The sequence below is a fragment of the Pantoea sp. S-LA4 genome, assembly GCF_054482835.1.
This window is the reverse complement of record NZ_JBTLRC010000002.1, coordinates 634,051-657,586: the sequence shown is the minus strand read 5'-3', so window position 1 is coordinate 657,586 and position 23,536 is coordinate 634,051. Positions and strand designations below refer to the sequence as shown.

The 23,536-nt window shown below is 58.2% G+C and carries 25 protein-coding genes; 7 read left to right on the top strand and 18 right to left on the bottom strand.

What is annotated here, in order from left to right:
* Positions 1 to 207: 207 nt before the first annotated feature.
* From ACX3P5_RS03860 to aroL, 3 genes are all read right to left on the bottom strand, one after another.
* Positions 208 to 960, bottom strand: a complete 753-nt coding sequence (locus tag ACX3P5_RS03860; RefSeq protein WP_458968310.1) for an IclR family transcriptional regulator — start codon at positions 958 to 960, stop codon at positions 208 to 210.
* Between the two features lie 258 nt (positions 961 to 1,218).
* Complete coding sequence (locus ACX3P5_RS03855) at positions 1,219 to 1,410, bottom strand: YaiA family protein (RefSeq protein ID WP_031377596.1); 192 nt, start codon at positions 1,408 to 1,410, stop codon at positions 1,219 to 1,221.
* A gap of 111 nt (positions 1,411 to 1,521) precedes the next feature.
* Positions 1,522 to 2,046, bottom strand: coding sequence for a shikimate kinase AroL (gene aroL, locus ACX3P5_RS03850; RefSeq protein WP_336754778.1), 525 nt, complete (start codon positions 2,044 to 2,046; stop codon positions 1,522 to 1,524).
* A gap of 282 nt (positions 2,047 to 2,328) precedes the next feature.
* Here aroL and ACX3P5_RS03845 point away from each other — a divergent pair, with 282 nt between their 5' ends.
* A complete protein-coding gene (locus ACX3P5_RS03845) occupies positions 2,329 to 3,015 on the top strand; it encodes a DUF2076 domain-containing protein (protein WP_233985159.1) in 687 nt (228 codons plus the stop codon).
* Between the two features lie 2 nt (positions 3,016 to 3,017).
* On the opposite strand, the gene ACX3P5_RS03840 is transcribed toward ACX3P5_RS03845, so the two are convergent.
* On the bottom strand, positions 3,018 to 3,467 hold the full coding sequence (locus ACX3P5_RS03840) for a YaiI/YqxD family protein (RefSeq protein ID WP_031377593.1): 450 nt from the start codon (positions 3,465 to 3,467) through the stop codon (positions 3,018 to 3,020).
* 167 nt (positions 3,468 to 3,634) lie between these two features.
* Between ACX3P5_RS03840 and proC the strand changes: the two genes are divergently transcribed.
* Positions 3,635 to 4,447 carry a pyrroline-5-carboxylate reductase gene (proC, locus tag ACX3P5_RS03835; RefSeq protein WP_233985160.1) on the top strand — a complete coding sequence of 271 codons (813 nt, stop codon included), beginning with the start codon at positions 3,635 to 3,637 and terminating at the stop codon, positions 4,445 to 4,447.
* Between the two features lie 59 nt (positions 4,448 to 4,506).
* Here proC and ACX3P5_RS03830 read toward each other — a convergent pair whose 3' ends face one another.
* The 4 genes from ACX3P5_RS03830 to ACX3P5_RS03815 form a co-directional block, all read right to left on the bottom strand.
* A complete protein-coding gene (locus tag ACX3P5_RS03830) occupies positions 4,507 to 6,033 on the bottom strand; it encodes an FAD-dependent oxidoreductase (protein WP_458968309.1) in 1,527 nt (508 codons plus the stop codon).
* A 204-nt stretch (positions 6,034 to 6,237) separates the two neighbouring features.
* Positions 6,238 to 6,540, bottom strand: a complete 303-nt coding sequence (locus tag ACX3P5_RS03825) for a PsiF family protein (RefSeq protein ID WP_336754776.1) — start codon at positions 6,538 to 6,540, stop codon at positions 6,238 to 6,240.
* A gap of 123 nt (positions 6,541 to 6,663) precedes the next feature.
* Positions 6,664 to 6,915, bottom strand: coding sequence for an anti-adapter protein IraP (gene iraP, locus ACX3P5_RS03820; protein WP_233985163.1), 252 nt, complete (start codon positions 6,913 to 6,915; stop codon positions 6,664 to 6,666).
* A gap of 206 nt (positions 6,916 to 7,121) precedes the next feature.
* The gene (locus tag ACX3P5_RS03815; RefSeq protein ID WP_458968308.1) at positions 7,122 to 7,268 is read right to left on the bottom strand and encodes a hypothetical protein; all 147 of its coding nucleotides are present in this window, start codon (positions 7,266 to 7,268) and stop codon (positions 7,122 to 7,124) included.
* A 262-nt stretch (positions 7,269 to 7,530) separates the two neighbouring features.
* Between ACX3P5_RS03815 and ACX3P5_RS03810 the strand changes: the two genes are divergently transcribed.
* On the top strand, positions 7,531 to 10,662 hold the full coding sequence (locus ACX3P5_RS03810; RefSeq protein WP_458968307.1) for a beta-galactosidase: 3,132 nt from the start codon (positions 7,531 to 7,533) through the stop codon (positions 10,660 to 10,662).
* Here the strand turns inward: ACX3P5_RS03810 and ACX3P5_RS03805 are convergent.
* The gene (locus ACX3P5_RS03805; RefSeq protein ID WP_458968306.1) at positions 10,544 to 11,818 is read right to left on the bottom strand and encodes a multidrug efflux MFS transporter; all 1,275 of its coding nucleotides are present in this window, start codon (positions 11,816 to 11,818) and stop codon (positions 10,544 to 10,546) included. The two genes, ACX3P5_RS03810 and ACX3P5_RS03805, sit on opposite strands and share 119 nt — an antisense overlap.
* Before the next feature lie 422 nt (positions 11,819 to 12,240).
* Between ACX3P5_RS03805 and ACX3P5_RS03800 the strand changes: the two genes are divergently transcribed.
* On the top strand, positions 12,241 to 12,492 hold the full coding sequence (locus tag ACX3P5_RS03800; RefSeq protein ID WP_233985166.1) for a biofilm development regulator YmgB/AriR family protein: 252 nt from the start codon (positions 12,241 to 12,243) through the stop codon (positions 12,490 to 12,492).
* 4 nt (positions 12,493 to 12,496) lie between these two features.
* Here ACX3P5_RS03800 and ACX3P5_RS03795 read toward each other — a convergent pair whose 3' ends face one another.
* The 3 genes from ACX3P5_RS03795 to ACX3P5_RS03785 all read right to left on the bottom strand — a co-directional run bounded on the left by ACX3P5_RS03795 (position 12,497) and on the right by ACX3P5_RS03785 (position 16,161).
* Complete coding sequence (locus ACX3P5_RS03795; protein ID WP_233985167.1) at positions 12,497 to 12,817, bottom strand: hypothetical protein; 321 nt, start codon at positions 12,815 to 12,817, stop codon at positions 12,497 to 12,499.
* A gap of 164 nt (positions 12,818 to 12,981) precedes the next feature.
* Positions 12,982 to 13,278, bottom strand: coding sequence for an I78 family peptidase inhibitor (locus tag ACX3P5_RS03790; protein WP_233985168.1), 297 nt, complete (start codon positions 13,276 to 13,278; stop codon positions 12,982 to 12,984).
* Between the two features lie 279 nt (positions 13,279 to 13,557).
* Positions 13,558 to 16,161 (bottom strand): bifunctional diguanylate cyclase/phosphodiesterase, encoded by a 2,604-nt coding sequence (locus ACX3P5_RS03785; protein WP_336754773.1) that lies wholly within the window; start codon positions 16,159 to 16,161, stop codon positions 13,558 to 13,560.
* Positions 16,162 to 16,379: 218 nt separating this feature from the next.
* Here ACX3P5_RS03785 and ACX3P5_RS03780 point away from each other — a divergent pair, with 218 nt between their 5' ends.
* The 3 genes from ACX3P5_RS03780 to ACX3P5_RS03770 all read left to right on the top strand — a co-directional run bounded on the left by ACX3P5_RS03780 (position 16,380) and on the right by ACX3P5_RS03770 (position 17,670).
* Entirely contained in the window at positions 16,380 to 17,030 is a 651-nt protein-coding gene (locus tag ACX3P5_RS03780) for a CPBP family intramembrane glutamic endopeptidase (protein WP_233985170.1), read from the top strand.
* Between the two features lie 140 nt (positions 17,031 to 17,170).
* Entirely contained in the window at positions 17,171 to 17,341 is a 171-nt protein-coding gene (locus tag ACX3P5_RS03775) for a hypothetical protein (protein WP_089562355.1), read from the top strand.
* A 98-nt stretch (positions 17,342 to 17,439) separates the two neighbouring features.
* Positions 17,440 to 17,670 carry a hypothetical protein gene (locus ACX3P5_RS03770; RefSeq protein ID WP_233985171.1) on the top strand — a complete coding sequence of 77 codons (231 nt, stop codon included), beginning with the start codon at positions 17,440 to 17,442 and terminating at the stop codon, positions 17,668 to 17,670.
* Positions 17,671 to 17,785: 115 nt separating this feature from the next.
* On the opposite strand, the gene yniD is transcribed toward ACX3P5_RS03770, so the two are convergent.
* From yniD to ACX3P5_RS03740, 6 genes are all read right to left on the bottom strand, one after another.
* A complete protein-coding gene (gene yniD, locus ACX3P5_RS03765) occupies positions 17,786 to 17,893 on the bottom strand; it encodes a small membrane protein YniD (protein WP_233985172.1) in 108 nt (35 codons plus the stop codon).
* A gap of 122 nt (positions 17,894 to 18,015) precedes the next feature.
* On the bottom strand, positions 18,016 to 18,444 hold the full coding sequence (locus ACX3P5_RS03760) for an OsmC family protein (protein ID WP_233985173.1): 429 nt from the start codon (positions 18,442 to 18,444) through the stop codon (positions 18,016 to 18,018).
* A 57-nt stretch (positions 18,445 to 18,501) separates the two neighbouring features.
* Positions 18,502 to 19,689, bottom strand: a complete 1,188-nt coding sequence (lldD, locus tag ACX3P5_RS03755) for an FMN-dependent L-lactate dehydrogenase LldD (RefSeq protein ID WP_293001143.1) — start codon at positions 19,687 to 19,689, stop codon at positions 18,502 to 18,504.
* Positions 19,689 to 20,462 (bottom strand): transcriptional regulator LldR, encoded by a 774-nt coding sequence (gene lldR, locus ACX3P5_RS03750; protein ID WP_458968305.1) that lies wholly within the window; start codon positions 20,460 to 20,462, stop codon positions 19,689 to 19,691. The genes lldD and lldR overlap by 1 nt, the downstream gene beginning before the upstream one ends.
* Positions 20,459 to 22,114: an L-lactate permease gene (lldP, locus tag ACX3P5_RS03745; protein WP_458968304.1), complete on the bottom strand. Its 1,656-nt coding sequence runs from the start codon at positions 22,112 to 22,114 to the stop codon at positions 20,459 to 20,461. The genes lldR and lldP overlap by 4 nt, the downstream gene beginning before the upstream one ends.
* A 216-nt stretch (positions 22,115 to 22,330) precedes the next feature.
* Complete coding sequence (locus ACX3P5_RS03740; protein ID WP_458968303.1) at positions 22,331 to 23,500, bottom strand: cyanate transporter; 1,170 nt, start codon at positions 23,498 to 23,500, stop codon at positions 22,331 to 22,333.
* Between the last annotated feature and the right edge of the window lie 36 nt (positions 23,501 to 23,536).

The following is a 23,536-nucleotide window of genomic DNA, read 5'->3' as shown; positions in this document are numbered from 1 at the left end:
CGTTTTTATATTTCACCGATCGGACACGCCGCAGCAGCCAGCTACAGGCGCGCGCAGCCCAGGCTTTAAGCCGTAAAAAGACGTGGGGAGGCGCGCACAGCAACCGATGCTGCGCAAAGAGTGACGATCAGACTGAAAGAAAAAGGCCCGAAGGCCTTTGTTTTCCCTGGTGTGGCGAAATATTACGCCGATAAAATCGTTGTGAAGTTACGCGCCATATTTTTCGGCTATCTCTGAAGCCGTTGCGCGTAATGCTTCGAGCAGGTCTGACGGGTAGCCCGGCTCACTCTCCTGCGACAGAAACGAGAGGCAGAGCGCCACCGTTTCGCCATGATGTTTGTTATGCACGCAGACCGACAGCGAGCTGATGCCGGGCAGTGACTCATTGCGCGCCAGTGACCAGCCGTGCTGACGCACTTCAGCTAATCGTGCACAGAGCGCGTCAGGCGTTTGAGGTGAATTTGCGGAAACCACCTGCCAGTTATCGAGATAACGCGCCTGAACCTCTTCATCACTCAGCTGGGCTAACAGCGCCCGGCCGGTTGAGGTTGCCGCCGCCGGCATACGACTGCCTGGCGGCGTCACCATCTGGGTAAAATGGCGACCATGAAACATACGCATGACTAATATTTCGCGTCCGGCCAGCTTAGAGACATAGCCCATACAGCCGGTGCTCTCTGCCAGCCTGACCATGGCCGCGGAGACGCTATCAACCAGCGGCGCCGAGAGATAATGTCCGGCTGCAGCCAACAGGACGCGACCAATATGAAAGCAACGCGTTTCGGCATCCCGCTCCAGCAGCCCCTGACTCTCCATCGTGGCCAGCAGACGTGAAACGGTGCTTTTCGGCAGCGTCAGCGCATCAACCACTTCACTAAATGTCAGCCCGACATGTCCCTGAGTCACGCCTTTGCGCTGGAACAGTCTGAGTACGGCGGCGGCATTTTCGAGTGTGGTCATGCAGCGAGTTTCACTATATGGAACTGAGTTCCTGATTCGGTAAATCGAAAATAAAACGTTGCGCTGAATCGGTCAAGAGACAATTTTTAGCTGAACCGATCGACAGGCGGACAAAATCAGGGCGGAAGAATGATTAGCGGGGCTTTATCTGGCGGGAGTCCGGTGAGGCAGAACAGAAGGGAAGGCTAAATGGATTCAGCCAAAAAATTGCGTCATTCTAGCATGATGTCGGCTGGCATCCCTGCCAGCGGCAACGTTTTACTCTTTTTCGACGTCTTCGTAACGCAGCTTGGCGTCACGCGCTTCCTCTTCCGTTTCGTGCTCACTGATTAATGAATTTGGTTTGGGATGGTCAGCACGTAATTCATACGATGTGACTTTATTAGCTTCGGTGCCCTTTTCAACCGGCACAATTCGCGCTTCGCGTGGGTACGGTGGTCTTGTCGGCATACTGTGTCCCTCTTAGCTGAATCACATTCCACAAGACAGGCCGATGCCTGTCAGAAGCTAAGTATAGACAACCGCACTGTAAGCGGGATCAAAGCGGGAAAAATCTGAGGGTTAGCTGGCGCGCGCCAGCGATAACGAGTGCAGGATCTCATCGACGACGCCATCAGGCGACTGCATGGCATTGACCTGATGATGAGCCGCCGCGCGGTATAAATGGGCGCGCTCACGCAGCACCTCTTCCATCTCATCGGCAATCGGGCGTCCGGTTAGCGTTGGGCGCTGTGCCGTTTCGGGCTGGCTCTCCAGCCGCTCCGCCAGCACCTCCGGCGAGGCGCTAAGCCAGATGACACGGCCCTGCTCCTGCATAAAGCGGCAGTTCTCTTCGGCCAGCACCATGCCACCGCCGGTCGCAATCACCGTCAACGGCGCGGTCACCGCCCTGAGCGACTCGGTTTCCCGTGCACGGAACCCTTCCCAGCCTTCAGCTGCCACAATCTCCGCCACGCTGCGCTGCGTGGTGAGCTGCAGATGATGATCGGTATCGCAAAAGGCGTAGCCCAACGCCTGCGACAACGCTTTGCCGACAGTGGTTTTGCCGCAACCGCGTGCGCCAATCAAAAAGATGGGTAGAGACATCAGGGCCATTCCTCCGCCTTGCCGCATGCTGCGGCTGGATATTTCGCTCAATAATGCGACGCATGATAACTGGATTTCTTTTTTGCCTCTACCCATCAAGCATGAAATGCGCAGCCAGACCCGACAACTTCAGACAATTCCTTTATTTTCAAAGCGAAAAGCATGCACGTTTTGTGCATGGAGGGTGCGTGGTGACGTCCGCAACATTTGCTTACCGCCACAATTTTACTTTGCAGCCTGGCAGCCCCATATACTGAATAGAATCGCAACAGGAGAGTCATCATGCAACGCGAAGAACAACAACTGATCGAAGGGCTGTTCAGCCGTCTGAAACAGGCAGAAAGCCAGACCGTGGCACGCGATGCCGCTGCCGAACAACTGATTAACCAGCATCTGCAGGCGCAGCCGGGCGCGCCCTATTACATGGCGCAGGCGATTCTGATTCAGGAAGCCGCGCTGAAAAAACTCAATGATCGGGTAACTGAGCTGGAGAGCCGACTGGCGCAACAGCAACAGCAGCAACAGCAGGCACAGAGCAGCGGAGGGTTTCTGTCGGGTTTATTTGGCAGCGGATCACGCCAGCAGCCGCCTGCGCAACAGCAGCCTCCGGCGTGGAACAGTGCGCCGCAGCAGCAGGCGGCACAGCCACCGCAATATGCCAGTGCGCCAGCCGCACGCGGTACCGGTTTCCTGGGCGGTGCGCTGCAAACCGCGGTGGGCGTTGCGGGCGGCGTGGTGATGGCGGATATGCTGACCAGCATGTTTCATCACTCCCAGCCGGAAGAAATTGTGAACATCATTAACGAGCCGCCGCTGCCGGATGTTAATGACAACCTCAACACCTTTAATGGTGGCGGTGAGGACAGCGCATTCCTCGATCAGAATGCGGGCTGGGATAATGGCTTCGCCGATAACAGCGATCTCAACGATTTTGGCGGTAACGATTTCGACGACGATAACTTCGTCTAAGCTCAGCGTTTTTGCTGTCTGAGCCAGCTGTCCAGTTCGTTAGCAAACTGCTGGCGGTCACGCGGATTCATCGCCGCGGGGCCGCCGGTCTGCACGCCACTTGCCCGCAGGGTATCCATAAAATCACGCATCGTCAGCCGTTCACGAATGGTGGCCGGTGAGTAGCGTTCACCGCGCGGATTCAGCGCCGCCGCCCCCTTTTCAATCACTTCAGCCGCCAGCGGAATATCCGCCGTGATCACCAGATCGCCCGGCTGCGCCCGCCGGACAATTTCGTTATCCGCCACATCAAATCCCGCCGGTACCTGCAAAGTACGCAGATAAGGCGAAGAGGGTACGCGCAAAAACTGGTTGGCGACAAAGGTCACGGTGGTTGCGGTGCGGTCCGCAGCACGGTAGAGCACCTCTTTGATCACATTCGGACAGGCGTCAGCATCGACCCAGATAGCCATCATGATTCCTTCTTATCAGAGAATGCGTCGATCTTGCCGGACTCATCCGCAATGGCAAATTTTATTTGCAGCGCGGTGTCTGGCCTGGGCGCGGCTGACTTGTTATTCAGGCTGGCTGCAGTAAGCTAGCCCGTTAAGAACAGCGAATAATGACTAAGGAGATGGCGATGCTGGCAAAGAAAATCGGGTTTATTGGCGGTGGCAACATGGCAAAAGCGATTATTGGCGGACTGGTAGACAGTGGCAAAATCGCGCCGTCTGATATCTTTATTTACGATCGTAAAGCCGAGACTAACCAGGCGATGGCGCAGCAGTACGGCATTAACGCCGCCGAGAGCGCCGAGGCGATGGCGCGTGACGTCGATATCCTGTTTGGCGCGGTCAAACCCAACGTCATCCTTAAAGTGCTGAAAGATCTGGCGGGCAACCTGAAGAAAGAGGCGCTGGTGGTGTCGATTGCCGCTGGCGTAACGCTGGATTCGCTCTCTTCGGTGCTGGGTTACGATCGCAAAATTATCCGGGCGATGCCAAATACCCCGTCACTGGTGGGCGAAGGCATGACCTCCGTTACCCCTAACGCGCTGGTTGATCAGAGTGAAACGGATGAGGTGGTGGCGATTTTTGAGAGCTTCGGCAAAGCCGCTGTGGTGGATGAGTATCTGATTCATTCGGTGGTTGGCGTCAGCGGTTCTGCGCCAGCCTACGTGTTTATGTTTATTGAAGCGATGGCCGATGCGGCCGTGGCGGGCGGGATGCCGCGCGCCCAGGCCTATCAGTTTGCGGCGCAGGCGGTAAAAGGCGCGGCGCAGATGGTATTAGCCACCGGTAAGCATCCGGCCGAGCTGAAAGATATGGTCTGTTCGCCTGGCGGAACCACCATTGAAGCAGTAAAGGTACTGGAAGAGAAAGGACTGCGTTCGGCGGTTATCGAAGCAATGCAGCAGTGCATGGCGAAATCGGAAAAACTGAGCCGCAGTTAACGCCGCATTTCATGGCGCAGAAACAGAGCAGGCCCGCGCCTGCTCTTTTCCGCGACGAATTAGCCCTGCTGCGCCTGATAAAGCGCGACTGCCTGCGCCAGCGTCATCGGTTGCTGCATCCGCTCAATCAGTTCAGCGGTCAGGGTGTAGAGCCCACATGAGCAGACCGCAGCCAGCTGCCCGTGCTGACCATACAACGCAATAAAGGTCTTATCTTCCAGCGATCCCAGCAGCTGGTATTCATCCCATTCGGCAGCATGGCCCAGATATTCATAACGCGTGCCATATTGAGTGGTCCAGAAGAACGGCACCCGATCGTAAGCGACCGCCTGATCCAGCATATTGCGCGCTGCCGTCTGACCCTGCTGGTGCGCCACGCGGTAGTGCTCAATGCGCAGCGGCCCCTGTGCCGACGGCCAGGTGGCAATATCGCCCGCTACCCAGATGTTTTCTGCCACCCGGAGCTGTTCATCCGTCTGCAGGCTGCCATCCTCCGCCAGCGGTAGATCGTGGATAAAGGGCGTTGCCGGTTTTACCCCGGTGGCAAACAGCACCACATCCGCCGCCAGCTGCTGCCCGGTTTTTAGCCGCACGCCGGTGACATGTTTGTCGCCCTGTAACGCCTCGATCTCCCCCTCAACCCATTTGACGCCATTTTCCTGATGTAGTTGATAAAAATAGCGGCCAATCTGTTCGCCGAACTGTTTTACAAACGGCAGCGGCTGACGGGCAATCACCGTGACGTCGATATTGCGATTACGCAGCGCCGAAGCCATTTCGGTGCCGATAAAACTGTTGCCGATAATCACAATTTGCTGGCTGGCATCTACCGCCTGCAGCAGCGCCTCGGTCTGGTCTTTACTGCGCAGCAGATGCACGCCGGTCAGATCGTTGCCCGGCAGCTCAGGAAGAACCGGCGTGGCACCACTGGCGATCAACAGTTTGTCGAACGGCAGCGACTCCCCCGAGTCGAAAATCAACCGTTGCTGCTGACTGTCGAGGCGGGTGACGGTGGCGCTGATGCGCTCTACGTGATCCATCACATCCTCTTTCAGCAACTGCGGAACCTCGCTGATATCCATTTTGCCGGAGGGAACAAATTTGGTTAGCGTCGTGCGATCGTAAGGGGCATCCTGCTCACGTTCGACCAGCACCACGCGGCCCTTAAAGCCGTCATGACGCAGACGCCACAGCGCGGCGCTGCCCGCCGCGCCGCCGCCCAGCACCACGAAGACCGGCGCGCTCGCCCCACTGCCGATCGGCGCGGCAGGCGACATCGCCTTAGGGTTAACCAGCACGTTGCCGTTTTCAATTCGCAGCGGATACTGCTTCAGATCGGCTAACGCCAGCGGCTCGCGCATTTTGCCATCCGCCAGGTTAAACGCTGCCTTATGCCACGGACAGACCAGACGGTCGCCGCAGATAGCGCCCTGTTCAAGCGGTGCGCCAGCGTGAGGACACTTCGCCTGGAAGGCACGTACGCTCTCACCTTCACGGATCAGCAACACTTCTGTCTCACCCAGCTTTTTTTTAACCGGCTGACGCTGCGGCAACTCATTCAGGGCTACGGTAAATTGATAGTTCACGACATGGCTCCTTTTGCGTTCTGGTTTTCGGATGCGCAGCAAAAAACGACCTGCCGCGCAAACCCCTACAAACAGTAAGTGTGGCAAAGGAATCGAGATGCTCATGTCGGAATGTTAACGAGGCGGTTAGTCGCCTGTTTTATCGGATGTTTTAATCGGCAGGAACGGAGAGGAAAAGGCGGCCACCCAGGTGGCCGGCAGGCATCAGCTTTTTTTCAGGCACTGGCTCATAAAGGTCTTACGGGCATCGCCCGCCAGCTTCTTATTCCCGGCTTCGCTGTTACAGGTTTTCATTTTCATCTGCTGAGGCGACATGCCCGCCATTTTGCTGTCTTTCTTCAGGCAGTCGCTCATAAAACTTTTACGGGCGTCGCCTTTAAGATCTTGTGAGGTGGCATGTTGATTACACATGGTCATTTTTTGCTGCTGCGGCGTTTTTTCCGCCGCATGGGTCATTCCGCTGACCAGCAGGCCCGCCATGACCATTGCCATTAAACCGATCTTCATTGCATCTTCTCCACAGTGAGTTACCCATCTTAATTCTGGCAGTGAATAAGCAAAGCGGGGGAATTTCAGGCTGAAGTGCCGCCAGGATCGCAAATGATGCCACCCCACCTTGCGCCGCCGCCATTATACGCGGGGATGTTTGAGCAGTTTATTGATGTAGTTACGCAGCAACAGAGCATTTTCATCGCTGGCGTCGGCAGCGTTGTCCATCGCCGTTTCAATTCCGGTGGTTATCGCCTGATGCTGTTGCGGGTCCAGCTTACGCACCAGCGCAGTCACGACGATCTCCAGCGCCTCAATCTGAGCGACCTGTTCTTTTGACGCTTCCTCTTTTTCAGCCAGTTTAACCAATAGTTCAGCAATCAGGTTTTTCATGCTGTCATCTCTGCAGAGAAGAAAAGCAGAAATTAGCACTGGTACAACAAAAAAAACAGAGGGTAATACCGCTTTTGTCACGCCACTAACCCTCTGATTACGCCTCGCTATTAACCGGCTTCCGGCTGTGGATGCAGGCGAAACGTTTTGTCGGCAAAAAGTGACGCTGCGTAACGTTTCGCGCGCCTGAAATTGGCCGCTACGCCTTAACGCGGATCGACAAACCCGCGACCCGGTCCACCACCATGTCCACCGCCGTGTCCGCTCCAGCCGCCGCCCGGTGGAGGAAAAATACATCCGCTCAGCGCGGTAACCACTGCCACAACGGCCGCCAGCTTAATCATTCGAACCATATCAACCTCAGGATAAAGAAATCGCGCTGAGTGTAGGGAGCCGCCTGCAGGCCGACAAGTGAGAATCCTCCGTATCGGGCCGCTATTCATCTTTGCTGACCAGGCTTAACGTTTTACGGGCAGTACGACGTCACAATCTCAACATCCGCTGGCTTTTCGCCCTACCCTGATCCGCTTATTTTGTTCAAAACGTTAAGGCGGACTCTTTACAGCCTGGCTTTTTTTGCGCATTGTGAGCGCATTACATTTTTAGGATACCCTTATGACTCAGGCTGCTTTTCATGACATTCTTTCCCGCCGCGACTGGGAAAACCCGGTGATCACCGCACTGCATCGGCTCGATACGCATCCGCCGTTCGCCAGCTGGCGCGACGAAATCGCGGCGCGCGACGATCGCCCTTCACCTTCGCAAAAGAGCCTCAACGGGCAGTGGAAATTCAGTTATTTTTCGCAGCCTGAAGCGGTTCCGGCCAGCTGGCTATTGCAGGATCTGCCGGAGGCGGCCACGCTGCCGGTGCCGTCGAACTGGCAGATGCACGGCTATGACGCGCCGATCTATACCAATGTGCAATACCCGATCCCGGTCAATCCACCCTACGTGCCGCAGGAGAATCCAACCGGTTGTTACTCGCTCACATTCACCACCGACGCACAGTGGCAGGCCAGCGGCCAGACCCGCATTATCTTTGACGGGGTTAACTCGGCCTTTCATCTGTGGTGCAACGGCCACTGGATCGGCTATTCGCAGGATAGCCGTTTACCGGCGGAGTTCGACTTAACGCCGCATCTGCTGCCCGGCAATAACCGTCTGGCGGTGATGGTGCTGCGCTGGAGCGATGGCAGCTATCTGGAAGATCAGGACATGTGGCGAATGAGCGGTATTTTCCGCGACGTCACCCTGCTGCATAAACCCGCAGTACAACTGGCTGACGTGCTGCTGGAAACCCGACTGAGTCCGGAGTTCTCCAGTGCCGAGCTGCGGGCGGAAGTGAAGGTCACGCTGCCCGCCGTCACGCCGGCTGAATATCAGCTGCGCCTGACGCTGTGGCAGGGTGAACAGCAGATAGGCCAGTGCCAGCAGCCGCTCGGCAGCGCGATTATTGATGAACGCGGCCACTACCCGGAACGCGCGCTGTTGCATCTGCGGGTGGAGCAGCCCAGCTTGTGGAGTGCTGAAACGCCTCATCTCTACCGCGCCACGCTGGCGCTGCTGGATGAACACCAGCAGCTAATTGAGGTGGAAGCCTGGGACGTCGGCTTCCGTCAGGTCACTATCGATAATGGCCTGCTGTGCCTGAACGGCAAACCACTGTTAATCCGCGGCGTTAACCGTCATGAGCACCATCCTGAGCGAGGTCAGGTGATGGATGAGGCGACGATGCGGCGCGACATCATGCTGATGAAGCAGCACAATTTTAATGCGGTGCGCTGTTCACACTACCCAAACCATCCGCTGTGGTACCGGTTATGCGATCGCTACGGCCTCTATGTGGTGGATGAAGCCAATATCGAAACTCACGGTATGCAGCCGATGAACCGGCTTGCGGACGATCCCCGCTGGTTTGCCGCCTTTAGCGAACGCGTCACCCGGATGGTGCAGCGCGATCGCAATCATTGCAGCATCATCATCTGGTCGCTGGGTAACGAGTCTGGGCACGGCAGCACCCATGATGCGCTCTATCGCTGGATCAAAAGTGTCGATCCGACCCGCCCGGTGCAGTATGAAGGCGGCGGTGCCGATAGCGCCGCGACCGACATTATCTGTCCGATGTATGCCAGGGTGGATCAGGATCAACCCTTCCCTGCCGTGCCGAAATGGTCACTGAAAAAGTGGATTGGTCTGCCGGGCGAAACCCGCCCGCTGATCCTGTGCGAATATGCCCATGCGATGGGCAACAGTTTTGGTGGTTTCGCGAAATACTGGCAGGCCTTTCGTCAGTTTCCCCGCTTGCAGGGCGGCTTTGTCTGGGACTGGGTCGATCAGAGCCTGACCCGCTATGACCCGCAGGGCGAGCCGTGGCAGGCTTACGGCGGTGACTTTGGCGATAAACCCAACGACCGCCAGTTCTGCATGAACGGGCTGGTGTTTGCCGATCGCACACCGCATCCGGCGCTGTCTGAAGCACAGTGCGCTCAGCAGTTTTATCAGTTTGAAGCCGATGCAAACGATCCGTTTAGCTTTACCGTCAGCAGCGATTATCTGTTCCGGCGCAGCGACAATGAAGTGCTGCGCTGGCGCATCGAGCAGGCAGGCGAGGCCGTGGCAGAAGGTGAAGTGCGGCTGGACCTCGCTGCGCAGGGCCAGCAGCGCATCAGCCTGACCCCGCCCGCTGCGCTTCAGGGCGAGTGCTGGCTCAATCTGGCGGTACATCAGATTGAAGCCACCGACTGGAGTCCGGCAGACTGGCGCGTCGCCTGGCAGCAATGGCCACTGCCGTCAGCGCTGCTTCTGCCGACGCAGCCCGCCGCGGCAGCGACGCCTGTGATGAATGAGAATGACGATGAGATTATCGTGACCCATCAACAACAGCGCTGGTGCTTCTCACGCCAGAGCGGTGAACTGGTGCAGTGGTACACAGAAGATCAGCCGACGCTGCTGTCACCGCTGCGTGACTGCTTTATCCGGGCACCGCTGGATAATGATATCGGTACCAGCGAAGCCGAACGCATCGATCCCAATGCCTGGGCTGAGCGCTGGAAGGCCGCGGGTTATGATCAGATGCGCAGCAGCCTGATCGCCCTGGAAACCAGTGAACTGCCGCAGGCGGTAGAGATCGGGACGCTGCATGGCTGGTATGCCAATGACCAGCTGGCCTTTATCAGCCGCAAGCGCTATCGGTTTACGCCGCAGGGCGAGCTGCAGATCACGCTGTCGGTTGAACAGTCACGCGGCTTACCGCCGCCAGCGCGTATCGGTTTACGCTGTCAGCTGGCAACGGTACCGCAGCAGGTCAGCTGGCTGGGGCTGGGGCCACACGAAAACTACCCCGATCGTCAGCTCGCCGCGCAGTTCTCGCGCTGGCAACTGCCGCTGGCGCAGCTCTTTACGCCGTATGTCTTTCCGGGTGAAAACGGATTGCGTGGCGGTACCCGCCAGCTCGACAGCGGCAGCTGGCAGGTGAAGGGGGATTTCGCCTTCTCCCTCAGCCGCTTCAGCCTGGAGCAGTTGCGTGAGACCTCGCATCGTCACCTGCTGCAGCCCGAAGCGGGCTGCTGGCTGCATCTGGACCTGCATCATATGGGCGTGGGCGGTGATGATTCCTGGAGTCCGAGCGTCAGTCCTGAGTTTTTACTGACTCAGCAGCGCTGGCAGGCGGAGCTGACGCTTTGCCTACCGACGCCGGCAGCGGCGTTTTCGGACGCCGGTAAAAGCGCTTCAGAAATACCACGTTAATCAGCACCACCACGGCGGTGGCGAAGAAGACCCAGCGGAAGCCCGCCACCGCCGACACCGCTGCGCCAAGCAGCGGACCGGCAACGTTGCCCAGGTACATAAACGACTGGTTATAACCAAAGATACGGCCGGTGATGTTGTCGCGTGAGTGGCGCACCAGCAGCGTCTGCACCGCCGGCATCATCGCCCCATCGGCGAATCCCAGCAGAAAACGCAACACCCCAAGCTGGGTGGCGCTGGTAACAAACGACATGGCAACAAACAGCAGCAGCGAGATCACCATCGTGGTCAGCAGGATACGCTGGGTACCGATGCGATCGCCTAACCGCCCCAGCCGGGGTGCGGCCAGCAGCGCTGACACTCCAGGCAATGCGGCGATCACCCCGCTAAGGAAAGCGATATTTTCTGCGGTCGGTGCCAGTTCGCGCACAAACAGCGTCAGGATCGGGTTCACCGATCCGTTGCACATCTGAATCACCATGGTGGTGAAAAACAGACAGATCATCAGCTTCGGGTTGTCCAGCGAACGGAACACCTCGCGCCCGCTGAGCTTATCTTTCTTGCTGACCGGGGTATAACCGGTCTCTTTAATCAGAAACAGCGTGACCAGGAAACTGACCATCAGCAGTACGGCAGTAACGATAAAAACCGTGCGTAACCCGACCCAGTCCGCCAGCAGTCCGCCCAGCATCGGACCGAGGATCACCCCGCCAATCTGTCCGGTCGAGACGCAGCTCAGCGCCCAGCCGCTGCGTTCACGCGGCACCTGCGCCGCCACCAGCGCCATCGCATTGGGAATGTAGCCGGAGGTCAGCCCCATCAGCGCGCGCAGCAGCAGCAGTTGCCACGCTTCGGTGACAAACGCCTGCAGCAGGATCACCACACCCATGCCAAAAGCGGCACGCAGCAGCATCAGTTTACGGCCTTTACGATCCGCCAGGCTGCCCCACAGCGGTGCGACTGCCGCCGAGATCACGAAGGTAATACTGAAGGTCAGACCCGACCAGAGGCTGAGCGACTCACCGCCGCTGACGCCAAGCTGTTCAAGGTAGAGCGGCAGAAACGGAATGATCTGGCTGATCGCCAGGCCAGTAAAAAAACAGCCAAACCAGACCGAAATCAGGTTAATTTTCCAGGGTTCTATTACGCGTGGCATGAGCGGATGGCTTGCAGGAGACAGAGGCTAAAGTCTACCGCGTGGTTGCTGTGGCTGACCGGCAAAACATGTTACAGCCGGTAAAACGCGGTTTTACGCTGCGATTCCGGCTGTAACCCGGCACAAATTTTCCCTGAACAGGCGTTCGCAGCAGCTTGCTGCGGCTGAACCAGCTGCGAAGCGAAGCGGTAAATCTCAGTATGAAAAAATATTTCAGCCTGTTACTGACAATCATCGCGCCCGGTTCTATGTTTAAAAAATCGCCAGTTGCGTGCGGTGCGCCGAGGCTTCTGCCAGCCGCAATAGCCTCACAATGAGGGTGCCCACCCTTTGTGAGATGTGAGGTGACCCGACTCAATCGATAAACCGAGCCCTTATGCCTGTGCGTAAGGGATGTGTTGTTGTTTTAGCGGAGGTAGTGAATGAGAGTGCAACCTAACAGCGCCAGCCGAGCTATCACCGACTATTTCAATAGCCCGGACTGGCGGGTGCCGCCCGAGTCTGACCTGCTGGCGGTGATCCTGCGTGAACTGATGGAGACGGGTCAGCCCGCCACCACGAAAGCGATTGTCGCGCGGGTGATTGATAAACTGGAAGTCGAAGGCGATGAGACGCGACTACAGAACTACCGCACCCTGCTGGCGCAGCTGATCGAAACCCAGCCTGAGGAGTAGCGCGTTACCTGACCCAGCGCAGTCGATCCGCCTCGCTGACGCTGGCGCGTCCGCTGCTGCGCTGAAACAGGCAGAGCTCCCGTCCACGCTTATTTTTCATCTGCGGCTGCGGATAGCGGCCTTCCAGCAGCAGTGCGCTGTAGCCGACGCTGTCGTCATACGCTATCGGTTCACCCAGTACCCTGACTTTGCTCAGGGTACTGGCGTTAATGCAGGCCTGCGTCATGACCTGACGGCTCTGTTGCCAGGCCTCATCACTGGCGGCCTGCGCCAGCGTGGTGCTGAGTAATAAAGCGGGCAGCAATGCCCTTATCGTCCGTTTCATCTCTGCTCCTCTGCCGATTCTGAACAACGCAAAAAAAATTCCCGCCGCAGCGGGAATAAATAAGACGAGCATTGTCTATCGGGAGTGACGAGGAAGTCTCTTAAACGCCGCACTATCCTCGCCTGCCGTTGTGACAACGCTATGACAACACGCCTGATTTTCCGCTATCCGCAATAAACCTGACTGATATTGCCGCTCTTGTCGGCCAGGAAGTTAAGCCGGCTGAGGTTGAAATCCATCGTGACGGCCGAGTTATACGGAATAGCCCGCACCTTCTGATCGAAATGCTGACCCTGAAGTGACGTTAACGGTTTGCCGACATAATTCTGATACTGAGAGGCGCCACAGCGGTCCGCTTCCGGGTCCTTCGGCGCGCTGGCGGTGTCAGGTTTGCTGGCAGACTGACAGGCCGTGAGGGTCAACAGACCCAGCATAAGTAGCGCTTTTCCATAATGTTTCACGTTTGATCTCCTGTTGAACGGGGTAAACCCTGCTCCAAGAGTAGCAAAGCGGGCGCACTGAACTGAACCCAAAAAAAGTAAAGTTATCTTCGATGACCGGAAACTCACGCCGGAACGCCTGCCGTTTTTTAAGATTAATCGCACGTAGTGCGCAAAATTAACCCATTCAGACGCTACAATATTTTAAGAGCATTCCTAGCTACTGAGAGAGGTAACCATGGAACTTATTATCTTTATCGTCTGTGCCATGCTGATGACCGCCGTGGCTGTCAAAGTTCGTTAAGTCTGATCGGGCGGACTTTGCGTGGTTCTTTCCAGAAGCGTGCTGAATGCGGCCAGCGGCATCGGTTTACCGAGGAAGTAGCCTTGCCCTTCTTCACACGATAGCAGCTTGAGCTGATTCAGTTGCGCTTCTGTCTCAATGCCCTCGGCGGTAATGGTCAGCGCAAAGGCGCGCGCCAGGGCGATAATCCCGGCGACCACCGATTGTGCCTGTTGCGACTCCGGGAAATCTTTCATCCATGAGCGATCGATCTTCAGGCCGTTGAACGGGAATGTTTTGAGATAACCGAGCGCGGCATAGCCAGTACCAAAGTCATCTACCGTCAGCCTCACCCCCAGCGAACGCAAGCCCTGCATCACTTCCAGCGCATGCTGCGGATGTTCAAAGGTCACGTTTTCGGTAATTTCCAGCTCCAGCCGCGTGGCGGGCAAGCCACTTTTTGCCAGCGTATCCGCCACCCGCTTCACCAGGTCACTGGTGCGAAACTCCATCGGGGAAATATTAACCGAGACGTAGCGGTCGCCGCCCCACGCCAGCGCATCTTCACAGGCGCGCATCAATACCCAGTCGCTGATGGTGGCAATCAGTCCGCTCTCTTCCGCCAGCGGAATAAAACGATCCGGCGTGATCCACTGATCGGGCGCGATCTGCCAGCGGATCAGCGCTTCAGCACCGGCCAGCTGACCGCTCAGCAGCTGATAACGCGGCTGATAGTGCAGACGAAACTCATTGTTCTTCAGCGCCTTCTCAATGCGTTGTGCCATATCACGTTTGCTGTTGCGCTGGCTGGCCATCTCATTGGCGTACCACACCCACTGATTGCGCCCGGCTTCCCGCGCCTCATTCAGCGCGATGTCTGACATGCGCAGCAGCGCTTCCGGATGGCAGGCATCCTGCGGCGCACAGGCGATACCGAGGCTGGCCGTCAGATAGTGAACGTGCTGGCCGGTAGTAACGGGCTGCTGAACGTCGTGCACCAGCTGGGCGCAGCGCTCATCGACCTTGTCACGGTTGCCTTCACGCAGCACCAGCACGAACTCATCGCCGCCCAGCCGGGCCGCCAGCTCATGCGGCCCGATGCAGCGTTTCAGCCGCTGCGCCATCTGATTCAGCACCCCATCGCCCGCCGCATGGCCCCAGGTTTCGTTGATTGGCCGGAACTGATCGAGGTCGAGGCTGATAATGGTCAGCGGGTGACTGTCGTCGGCCAGCTCAAGATGATGGGTAAGGAACTCCTGTAGCTGAACGCGGTTGGGTAACCCGGTTAATACGTCGTGACGTGACAGGAACTGAATACGCGCTTCCGCTTCCATGCCCTGGGTGATGTCGGAGACCGTGCCGCGAAAACCGATACAGCGCCGATCGTGCCAGACGGTTTTCGCCACCAGCTGGCCAATGCGCCGGTCACCGTGCGCCGACATAAACTGGCAGCGCAGCGGCATCTGTTGCGGCTCCTGCTCCTGGCGCAGCAGCCAGGTGACCAGCGAATGGCTGGGATGCGTCAGTAAGTGATCGATGTGACGTCCGAGCCACTGTGAGATTTCATGGCCGGTCACGGTGTGAAAACGCGCCGACAAATAGATCAGCCGGCCCTCTTCATCGGTCTCCCAGATCCAGTCCGACGCGGCTTCAGCCAGATCGCGGAAGCGGGCCTCGCTGTTTGCCAGCTCCTGCTGACTGATCGCCAGCATGGCAAAGCGTCGGTCGGAGAGAATGGCGTTATAGAGCGCATGGCGGCTGACGCGACGGGTAATTAAGGCGATGATAATCGCCATGATCACCAGCAGCGGCAGCAGAAACCAGATCAGCCCCATGCCCGGCATTTTGGGGGTCCAGCGCAGCACCAGCGGCGCGCTGCCGCTGATCGGCTGCAACATGCGCGGTTCACGTTCGGCATCCAGCGCGCTGTTGGCCATTCGCGGCCCGCGCACATCCAGCGCCGCACCCAACTCTTCCAGCTTGGCAGGAGTAAACAGGTTCACAAACACCATGATCGACGGCGGGCCCGCTTTCAGCGGCAGCGTAGCCACTTTACCCCGACTGATCGGCGCAGCCACCACAATCGCGGGCTGCCGATTAATGATGGCGTTACGGGTCAGAGCGGCGTTATTGAGCTGACGTGCTGCCGCGATCATCCCGTGGGTCTGGCTGCCCAGCCAGGCTTCCAGCGGCGTATCGGTCAGCTGACCGTTAATCACCGCATAGCTGGTGCGTCCCTGACCGTCGACGACGAAGACACCTTCGTAGTGATACTCCTCATACAGCCCCGGCCCGAAGTTCTCTTCGTCATAGGCCCAGACTTTATTCACTGTCAGATGCAGATTACGCCAGGCTTCGCCCCAGAACGCGTAGTCCCGGATATCAGTCACCATCGCGTCCTGACGGGTTTTCCACGTCTGTTGCATCAGCAACTGATCGTGCTCAATCGACGCGCTGTTCTGACGTTGCGCGATGGTCAGTACCATCAGCATCGACAGAAACAGCACGCCGAACAGCAGCAGCGAAAGCGTGCGCAGGCTGCGCCGCGTAAAGCGGACAGTGCGGTCTTCGGCGGCGTGCGCAAAAGAAGGTGACGGCGGTGCCGGAGGGTCAAAAGTCATTAAGCCTACTCACTACACGACATAAAGTCCGTTAGGAACAGCCGGTCCGTGACATAAAGCGTCGGGCCAGCCAGATTAGTTTCCTCAGTTATCGGCCCGTGACGTCGGGTGTTTAGCCTGCGGTTAAAATTTAGCGCTTAAATATTGTGTTATTGGCTGACTCGACAGCGATCAGGCGCATTGCTACTATGCGCTAACCTTCGCTGGCTGGGTCGTCTATGAATACCAATTCCGACAGAGTGACACTGACGCTGTTCTACGTCGGCAGCTTTGTGGTCTATTACCTTGTCACCATGCTGATCACCCTGTTCCCGAATTACGGCGTGCTGCGTAATGACGGCCTGCTGGTGCCGGTGCTCTGTCTGTTTGAATTTGCCGTGATCTATCCACTTTATCGCTTCTACTGTCAGCGCCGGACCGATTTGCCGCTGGGTGAACTGCGTCCGCTACAGACCCTGCTGTACACCGGCGGGCTGTTTGTGCTGATGGCGGCACAGATGCAGTTTATGCAGCCGGAAGGCTGGCTGGTGATGCAGGCGCAGCAGGGACGTAATTCGTTGCTGATTTTGCTGCTGACGGCGGTGCTGCTGGCACCGGTGTTTGAAGAAGTCCTGTTTCGCGGCTTTCTGCTACAGGCTTTTTTGCTGTGGGCGCCACGCAGCCGCTTCGCCTGTATGCTGCTGACCTCGCTGCTGTTCGCGGTGATGCATACCCAATATGTTCACTGGCAGACCATCATCGCCCTGACGCTGTTTTCGCTGCTGCTCTGCTACGCGCGCCTACGCAGCAATAGCCTGGCGCTGCCGATCTTTCTGCACACTCTCAACAACCTGATCGCCCTGCTGCCTGCCTGGTATTTCGCGGGCTGATCGGCCCCTGTTGCCTGCCCGGCTCAGGGCGATAGCTCGGGCGGGTAATGCCGCCCCGACGCGTTTGACTATACTGGATCAAAAAAAGGGATAAAAAGCACTGCCGTCCGGACCACCAGACCGTGCAAAGGAGTCGATCTATGTTGATAGGATTTGTGTTATTAGTGAGCGCGTGCGGCTACGATGCCTGTGAGGCATTGCCGGTTTCTGAGCACATTTTTCCGACCAAAAGCGCCTGTGAAACCATGGCAAACCGTATTCATAAAGTCAGGCCCAACGTGGTCCTGCTGTGTGGTGAAGTGCATCGTTAAATCAGGGCCAGCAGCAATAAACCCGGCTGTAACGTTGCAAGCTGACGCATTAGCGTACAAAATATGAGCTGTTGTTGACCAATACCGTTGTGAATCCCATGAAAACATCACGTCCCCGTCGTCCAAACGGACGCTGGGTTTATTACATTTTGTATGATGGCATTCTGTGGCCCTGCCCCGTTCGCTGGGAATGGGAAAGCGGCTACGGCGGCTGGCTGCCATTTTACTATACGCCTACCTTTGAGTTCGTGGTCGGCGACCCACGCAAGGCGTATCGCATTGCGCGCAGCGACGTGCGTGCCCGGCGGCGTGAAGATGTCTGTGTCTGAAGGACATTACTGCCACGGCAGCCATGAAGCCGTCAGTAAGAAGTGAATCGCTTCCAGTACCAGTATCACCATTAATAAAATGCCCAGCGTATGGCGACCAATTCTGTTCATCCGGTCAGGCCCAAATCATTGCAGCCCAGCGTATCAGCAGCAGTGCGCCACAAATGCAAAACAGAACCAGCACCATTTTCCAGTGCTTTTTGGCCGCCCGATACCTCGTCACATCGAATCCCTCCCCGCCAGAATGCGAAGATGCGCCACAAGGCGCATCTGTTCCGGTCAACTGCAGGACCGGTACTGCGTAGCATAACGCCCAGGCCGCGAAAAGGCGACCTGTCGTCGGCCTCAGTTATTCAGGGTGTAATCCAGCGTGATTTCCGCATTCAGCACCTGAGAAACCGGGCAGCCCGCTTTCGCTTTATTGATGATCTCATCAAAGGTGGACGCATCAATGCCAGGCAGAGAGATGGTGCTGGTCAGCGCCACTTTCGTAATGGCAAAGCCATCGCCTTTCTTATCCAGCGAGACGTCTGCCGTGGTGTCGATGCTTTCTGGCGGATGGCCCGCCTGACCCAGCATCAGCGACAACGCCATGGAGAAACAGGCCGCATGCGCCGCACCAATCAGCTCTTCCGGGTTGGTGCCCTTCTCGCCTTCAAAGCGGGTGTTGAAACCGTAAGGCTGCTGGCTCAGCACGCCGCTCTCGGTGCTGACGGTGCCTTTGCCCTTGATATCGCCTTCCCAGTGCGCCGAACCTTTCTTATGAATGGTCATGTTATTCCTCCTGTTGGTAAAGAAGCTAAGTATAGACAACGCCTCCGTTTTCGCCGGTTAACTTACCGCGCGCGGCCGTGACGGGTTGCTCTGCGGACTCAGCACCGCCTCGGCTTGTACCAGCGAATCGCGGGTGATCTCGCTGATAGACTTCGCCCCGGTCAGAGTCATCGCAACCCGCATCTCTTTCTCGATCAGGGTCAGCAGGTTTTCTACGCCTCGCTGACCGTGGGTCGCCAGCGCATAGATAAAGGCCCGTCCCAGCAACACGCTGTCAGCGCCAAGTGCAATCATCCGCACCACATCCAGCCCGTTGCGAATGCCGCTGTCAGCCAGAATGGTGATGTCGCCTTTCACCGCATCGGCAATCGCTGGCAGCGCGCGCGCCGACGACAGCACGCCATCCAGCTGGCGTCCGCCATGATTGGAAACCACGATGCCGTCAGCACCAAAACGCACCGCGTCCCGTGCATCCTCAGGATCGAGAATCCCTTTGATCACCATCGGGCCGTCCCAGAATTCACGTATCCACTCCAGATCTTTCCAGCTGATAGAGGGATCGAAGTTGTTCGCCAGCCAGCCGATGTAATCTTCCAGGCCGGTCGGTTTACCCAGATAGGTCGAGATATTGCCCAGATCGTGTGGCCGTCCCTGCAACCCGACATCCAGCGCCCATTGCGGATGGGTGACCGCCTGCCAGTAGCGGCGCAGCGCCGCATGATTGCCGCTCATGCCGGAATGCGCATCGCGGTAGCGCGCCCCAGGCGTCGGCATATCCACGGTAAACACCAGCGTGGAGCAGCCCGCCGCTTTGGCGCGCTCCAGCGCATTGCGCATAAAACCGCGGTCGCGCAGCACGTAGAGCTGGAACCACATCGGGCGATTGATCTGCGGCGCGACCTCTTCTATCGGGCAGACTGACACCGTCGACAGCGTAAACGGAATGCCTTTCAGCGCCGCCGCGCGCGCCGCCTGCACTTCGCCACGGCGGGCATACATGCCGCACAAACCAACCGGTGCCAGCGCCACCGGCATCGACAGCGTCTCATTGAATAATGTCGTTTCCAGGCTCAGCTCAGACATGTTTTTCAGAATGCGCTGGCGCAGCGCCACATCAGAGAGATCCTCGACGTTGCGGCGCAGCGTGTGCTCGGCATAGGCCCCGCCATCGAGATAGTGGAACAGGAAAGGTGGCAGGATGCGTTGCGCGGCGGCGCGATAGTCACTGGCAGCAGAGATAATCATCAATCAAATTCCTTACGGTTACGTGATTCAGTGTCCGGTAAGCGGGTGATACGCGCCTGACGCGCCTCATCCTCATGCAGATTTTTCATCGTGGTGTGAACAAAGCCGAGGTGCTGCATCGCGGCCTGGCGTGCGCCTTCGGCATCCCCGGCCAGAATGGCGTCCAGCAGCGCCCGGTGCTGTTCGGTCAGCCGGGCGAAAATCGCGGGCTGGGTGTACATCCGCTGACGGCTCTGCATCACCGAGGATTGCAGCAGTTCGAAAAAACCGCGCATGGTTTGCAGCAGCACCAGATTGTGAGATGCCTCGGCAATTGCCAGGTGAAAGCGCACGTCAGCCTGTGCGGCAAGGTCAGGATCGTCACTCTCTTTCAGCTTCAGCGTGGCGTCAAAGGCGTACTGCAGCCGCTCGCGATCCGCCTCGGTGGCGCGCAGCGCAGCGTGCCAGGCGGTGCTGGCTTCAATCGCATGTCGCGCCTCCAGAATGTCGTAGCGGTAGTCCGGATCGTCGCGCAGTAACTGTCGAATCGGTTCAACGATGCGCTGTTCCGACCAGGGACCCAGCTGCTGCCGGACCCAGGTGCCGCCGCCGCGACGGCTGATCAGCATACCGCCGCTGATCAGTTGCTGTAACGCTTCACGCAGCGACGAGCGCGATACGCCGAGTTCAGCCGCGAGTGTTCGCTCGGCAGGCAGGCGCATACCCGGCGTCAGTTGGTGTTCGGTGATATACGCCCTAAGGCGCGTCACCAGCGGATCGGAAACGGTGTTCATGGGATCATCCAGGGGAAGACGTACGCCTGCAGCGTGGTAATCACGCCGACCATACAGGTGAAAATCAGGCTGTGTTTAACGGTAAAGCGGAACAGGTCAGACTCTTTGCCAACCAGGCCGACCGCCGCACAGGCGATGGCGATCGACTGCGGCGAGATCATCTTGCCGGTAACGCCGCCGGTGGTGTTGGCCGCCACCAGCAGCACGTCCGACACGCCAATCTGTTGCGCGGTGGTAGCCTGCAGCGCGGCAAACAGGGCATTCGAGGAGGTGTCCGAGCCGGTCAGGAACACCCCGAGCCAGCCGAGGAACGGCGAGAAAAAGGTGAAGGCGTGACCGGTGTGCGCCAGCGCTAACGCCAGCGTCGCTGACAGGCCGGAATAGTTAGAGATAAAGGCGAAGGCCAGCACCATGCCAATCGAGTAGATCGGCAGCGCCAGCTCTTTCAGCGTTTCACCAAAGGTCTGCAGCGCCGCCCTGGGCTTCATCTTCAGGTAAAGAACGGCGACGATCGCCGCAATCAAAATCGCGGTGCCGGTGGCGGAGAAGAGATCGAACTTAAAGATGGCCGGATAAGGCGTGGCGCTACCGACCACCGGCGGCATACGCGCCACCCCTTCGTTCAGCAACGGCACCGGCAGGTTAAGCACCCACTCCGCCAGCGCGCCGCCTTTAGCGAACAGCGCTTTAAACGGCGGGATGCTCCACAGCGTTACGGTGGCGGTGAGAAACAGGAACGGCATCCAGGCGCGCACCACCTGTCCCAGCCGATATTTTTGCCGGGGTACGGAGGGATCGACCGGCGCGGCATCGCCATTCTCAAAGCGGAAAATGCGCACCGGCTTCCAGACGCGCAGAAACAGCGTCAGCGAAATCAGCGAGGCGAGTGACGAGATGATATCCGGCAGTTCCGGGCCGAGAAAGTTGGAGCTGAGGAACTGGGCGATGGCAAATGACCCGCCCGCCACCAGCACCGCCGGCCAGGTCTCTTTGACGCCGCGCCAGCCATCCATGATCGCCATAATCCAGAACAGCACAATCAGGGTCAGCAAGGGTAACTGTCGTCCGGCCATCTGCCCGATAGCGAAACTGTCGAGCCCGGTCACCTGCCCGGCGACAATAATCGGAATGCCCATTGCGCCAAAGGCGACCGGCGCAGTATTAACAATCAGGCAGAGTCCGGCGGCATACAGCGGGTTAAAACCCAGACCGACCAGCAGCGCGGCGGTGATCGCCACCGGTGCGCCAAAGCCAGCCGCTCCCTCAAGAAATGCGCCAAATGAGAAGCCGACGATCAGCATCTGCAGTCGCTGATCGGGGGTGATCGACAGAATCGAGGCGCGGATAATGTCGAACTGACCGGTTTTGACTGAAATTTTATAGACGAAAACGGCCGCGACAATGATCCAGGCGATGGGCCACAGGCCATAGAGAAAGCCGTAAACCACCGACGCTACTGCCTGCGCCACCGGCATCTGATAGAGAAACAGCGCCACCAGCAGCGCCAGCACCACGGTGACGCTGGCGGCCAGATACCCTTTCATCCTGAGCTTAATCAGCGCAAAGAAGAAAAACAGAATCGGGATCAGCGCCACCAGGCTTGAAAGCCAGATATTGCCTAACGGATCGTAATTTTGTTGCCACACCTGCATGCCGCTATCTCCAGAGGAAGAGGAAACGTGGTGCGCGTCCAGCCGTGTGCCGCGCACCATCAACCCGGCCGATGATTGGTCTGACCAAAAATCGAATTATCGGGCTTTATGGCAACAGATAGTTAATTCTTTGTTAATCAGAGGCAACAAAAGCGGCGTAAATTTTCCCGATGTGTGAACTACAGAAAAATTTTGCCGCAATTGGTAGGACCAGATTCAGCCCTGCTGCTGCGGAAATGCCCGCGGATAGCTGCGTGGATGAAACCGCAGGTTCAGCACGATCAACACCAGAGTCACCGTGGTCTGTAACAGCCAGACGCTGGTGAAATGATGAGTCAGCGCGTGAAGCTGTCCGGCGATAAACGGCATACTGCCGGCAATGATAAAACCGATACCCTGCATAAACGCCACCAGCCGCGCGCCCGCCTGCGGCTGCGCCAGATGATCCAGCGCCAGCACCAGGGCCAGCGGAAACGCGCCGCCGAGCCCTACACCGGCGATGCCCGCCCAGAGCCACGGCGCCGCCTGGGGTGCCAGCAGGAAACCGAGCATCCCGCACAGCTGCAGCGCCAGCGTCAGCAACAGCAGCGGCCGGCGATCGCTGCCGCGTGCCAGCAGCGGCAGCAGCAGTGCGCCCGCCACCTGACAACCGATCATCATGCCCAGCAGCGAGCCACCCGCCTGCGCGCTCCAGCCCAGCTGGTGATAGAAATCGGGCAGCCAGGCGACACAGATCGCATAGCCGCCGTTCACCAGCCCGAAGCTCAGCGCCAGCGTCCAGGCGCGGGTTTTACGCCATAACGCAGGCTGCGCCACCGCCGCCGCTTTTGCCGGCGCAGCGGTCGGAATAAACAGCCACAGCAGCAGTGCCAGCACCACCGGCAGCGTCCAGCTGCTCAGCGCGCCCTGCCAGCCGAAATGCGCATTCAGCCACGGCGTCAGCGCCGCGCCGATCCCGCCACCGCCCATCAGCGCGCCAGCCCACAGGCCGGTCACCGGCGCGCTGCGACGGCTGAAGCGCTGACGGATCAGACCCGGCATCGCCATCTGCACCACGCCAATCCCCGCTCCGCCCGGTATCATGCTGAGCACCAGCCAGCGACCGTCGCTGATAAACAGCCGGCTCACCAGCGCCAGCAGCAGCAGAAACAATCCGCCCAGCAAAAGGTTACGCACCGAAAAGTGCTGCATCAGCCGGGCGCTGGTCAGCGCAATCGCGCCCATCATCATCATCGGCAGCGCGGGCAGCAGCGATGCCGCCAGCGGTGACAGGCCAATACTCTGTCGCAGCTGCTCCAGCAGCGGGCTGACCGAGGTCATCAGCGGGCGCATGTTCAGCCCGGCCAGCACCAGCGCCGCCAGCAGCAGCTTATTTTCTCTGTTCATCTGAAATCCGCAGAATTAAAAGTTGCCAGCCTGACA

Excerpts from the sequence above, each read along its gene's own strand:
- ACX3P5_RS03860 (WP_458968310.1), bottom strand. The coding sequence starts at position 960 with ATGACCACACTCGAAAATGCCGCCGCCGTACTCAGACTGTTCCAGCGC.
- ACX3P5_RS03855 (WP_031377596.1), bottom strand. The coding sequence starts at position 1,410 with ATGCCGACAAGACCACCGTACCCACGCGAAGCGCGAATTGTGCCGGTT.
- aroL (WP_336754778.1), bottom strand. The coding sequence starts at position 2,046 with ATGTCTCTACCCATCTTTTTGATTGGCGCACGCGGTTGCGGCAAAACC.
- ACX3P5_RS03845 (WP_233985159.1), top strand. The coding sequence starts at position 2,329 with ATGCAACGCGAAGAACAACAACTGATCGAAGGGCTGTTCAGCCGTCTG.
- ACX3P5_RS03840 (WP_031377593.1), bottom strand. The coding sequence starts at position 3,467 with ATGGCTATCTGGGTCGATGCTGACGCCTGTCCGAATGTGATCAAAGAG.
- proC (WP_233985160.1), top strand. The coding sequence starts at position 3,635 with ATGCTGGCAAAGAAAATCGGGTTTATTGGCGGTGGCAACATGGCAAAA.
- ACX3P5_RS03825 (WP_336754776.1), bottom strand. The coding sequence starts at position 6,540 with ATGAAGATCGGTTTAATGGCAATGGTCATGGCGGGCCTGCTGGTCAGC.
- iraP (WP_233985163.1), bottom strand. The coding sequence starts at position 6,915 with ATGAAAAACCTGATTGCTGAACTATTGGTTAAACTGGCTGAAAAAGAG.
- ACX3P5_RS03815 (WP_458968308.1), bottom strand. The coding sequence starts at position 7,268 with ATGGTTCGAATGATTAAGCTGGCGGCCGTTGTGGCAGTGGTTACCGCG.
- ACX3P5_RS03810 (WP_458968307.1), top strand. The coding sequence starts at position 7,531 with ATGACTCAGGCTGCTTTTCATGACATTCTTTCCCGCCGCGACTGGGAA.
- ACX3P5_RS03805 (WP_458968306.1), bottom strand. The coding sequence starts at position 11,818 with ATGCCACGCGTAATAGAACCCTGGAAAATTAACCTGATTTCGGTCTGG.
- ACX3P5_RS03800 (WP_233985166.1), top strand. The coding sequence starts at position 12,241 with ATGAGAGTGCAACCTAACAGCGCCAGCCGAGCTATCACCGACTATTTC.
- ACX3P5_RS03795 (WP_233985167.1), bottom strand. The coding sequence starts at position 12,817 with ATGAAACGGACGATAAGGGCATTGCTGCCCGCTTTATTACTCAGCACC.
- ACX3P5_RS03785 (WP_336754773.1), bottom strand. The coding sequence starts at position 16,161 with ATGACTTTTGACCCTCCGGCACCGCCGTCACCTTCTTTTGCGCACGCC.
- ACX3P5_RS03780 (WP_233985170.1), top strand. The coding sequence starts at position 16,380 with ATGAATACCAATTCCGACAGAGTGACACTGACGCTGTTCTACGTCGGC.
- ACX3P5_RS03775 (WP_089562355.1), top strand. The coding sequence starts at position 17,171 with ATGTTGATAGGATTTGTGTTATTAGTGAGCGCGTGCGGCTACGATGCC.
- ACX3P5_RS03770 (WP_233985171.1), top strand. The coding sequence starts at position 17,440 with ATGAAAACATCACGTCCCCGTCGTCCAAACGGACGCTGGGTTTATTAC.
- ACX3P5_RS03760 (WP_233985173.1), bottom strand. The coding sequence starts at position 18,444 with ATGACCATTCATAAGAAAGGTTCGGCGCACTGGGAAGGCGATATCAAG.
- lldD (WP_293001143.1), bottom strand. The coding sequence starts at position 19,689 with ATGATTATCTCTGCTGCCAGTGACTATCGCGCCGCCGCGCAACGCATC.
- lldR (WP_458968305.1), bottom strand. The coding sequence starts at position 20,462 with ATGAACACCGTTTCCGATCCGCTGGTGACGCGCCTTAGGGCGTATATC.
- lldP (WP_458968304.1), bottom strand. The coding sequence starts at position 22,114 with ATGCAGGTGTGGCAACAAAATTACGATCCGTTAGGCAATATCTGGCTT.
- ACX3P5_RS03740 (WP_458968303.1), bottom strand. The coding sequence starts at position 23,500 with ATGAACAGAGAAAATAAGCTGCTGCTGGCGGCGCTGGTGCTGGCCGGG.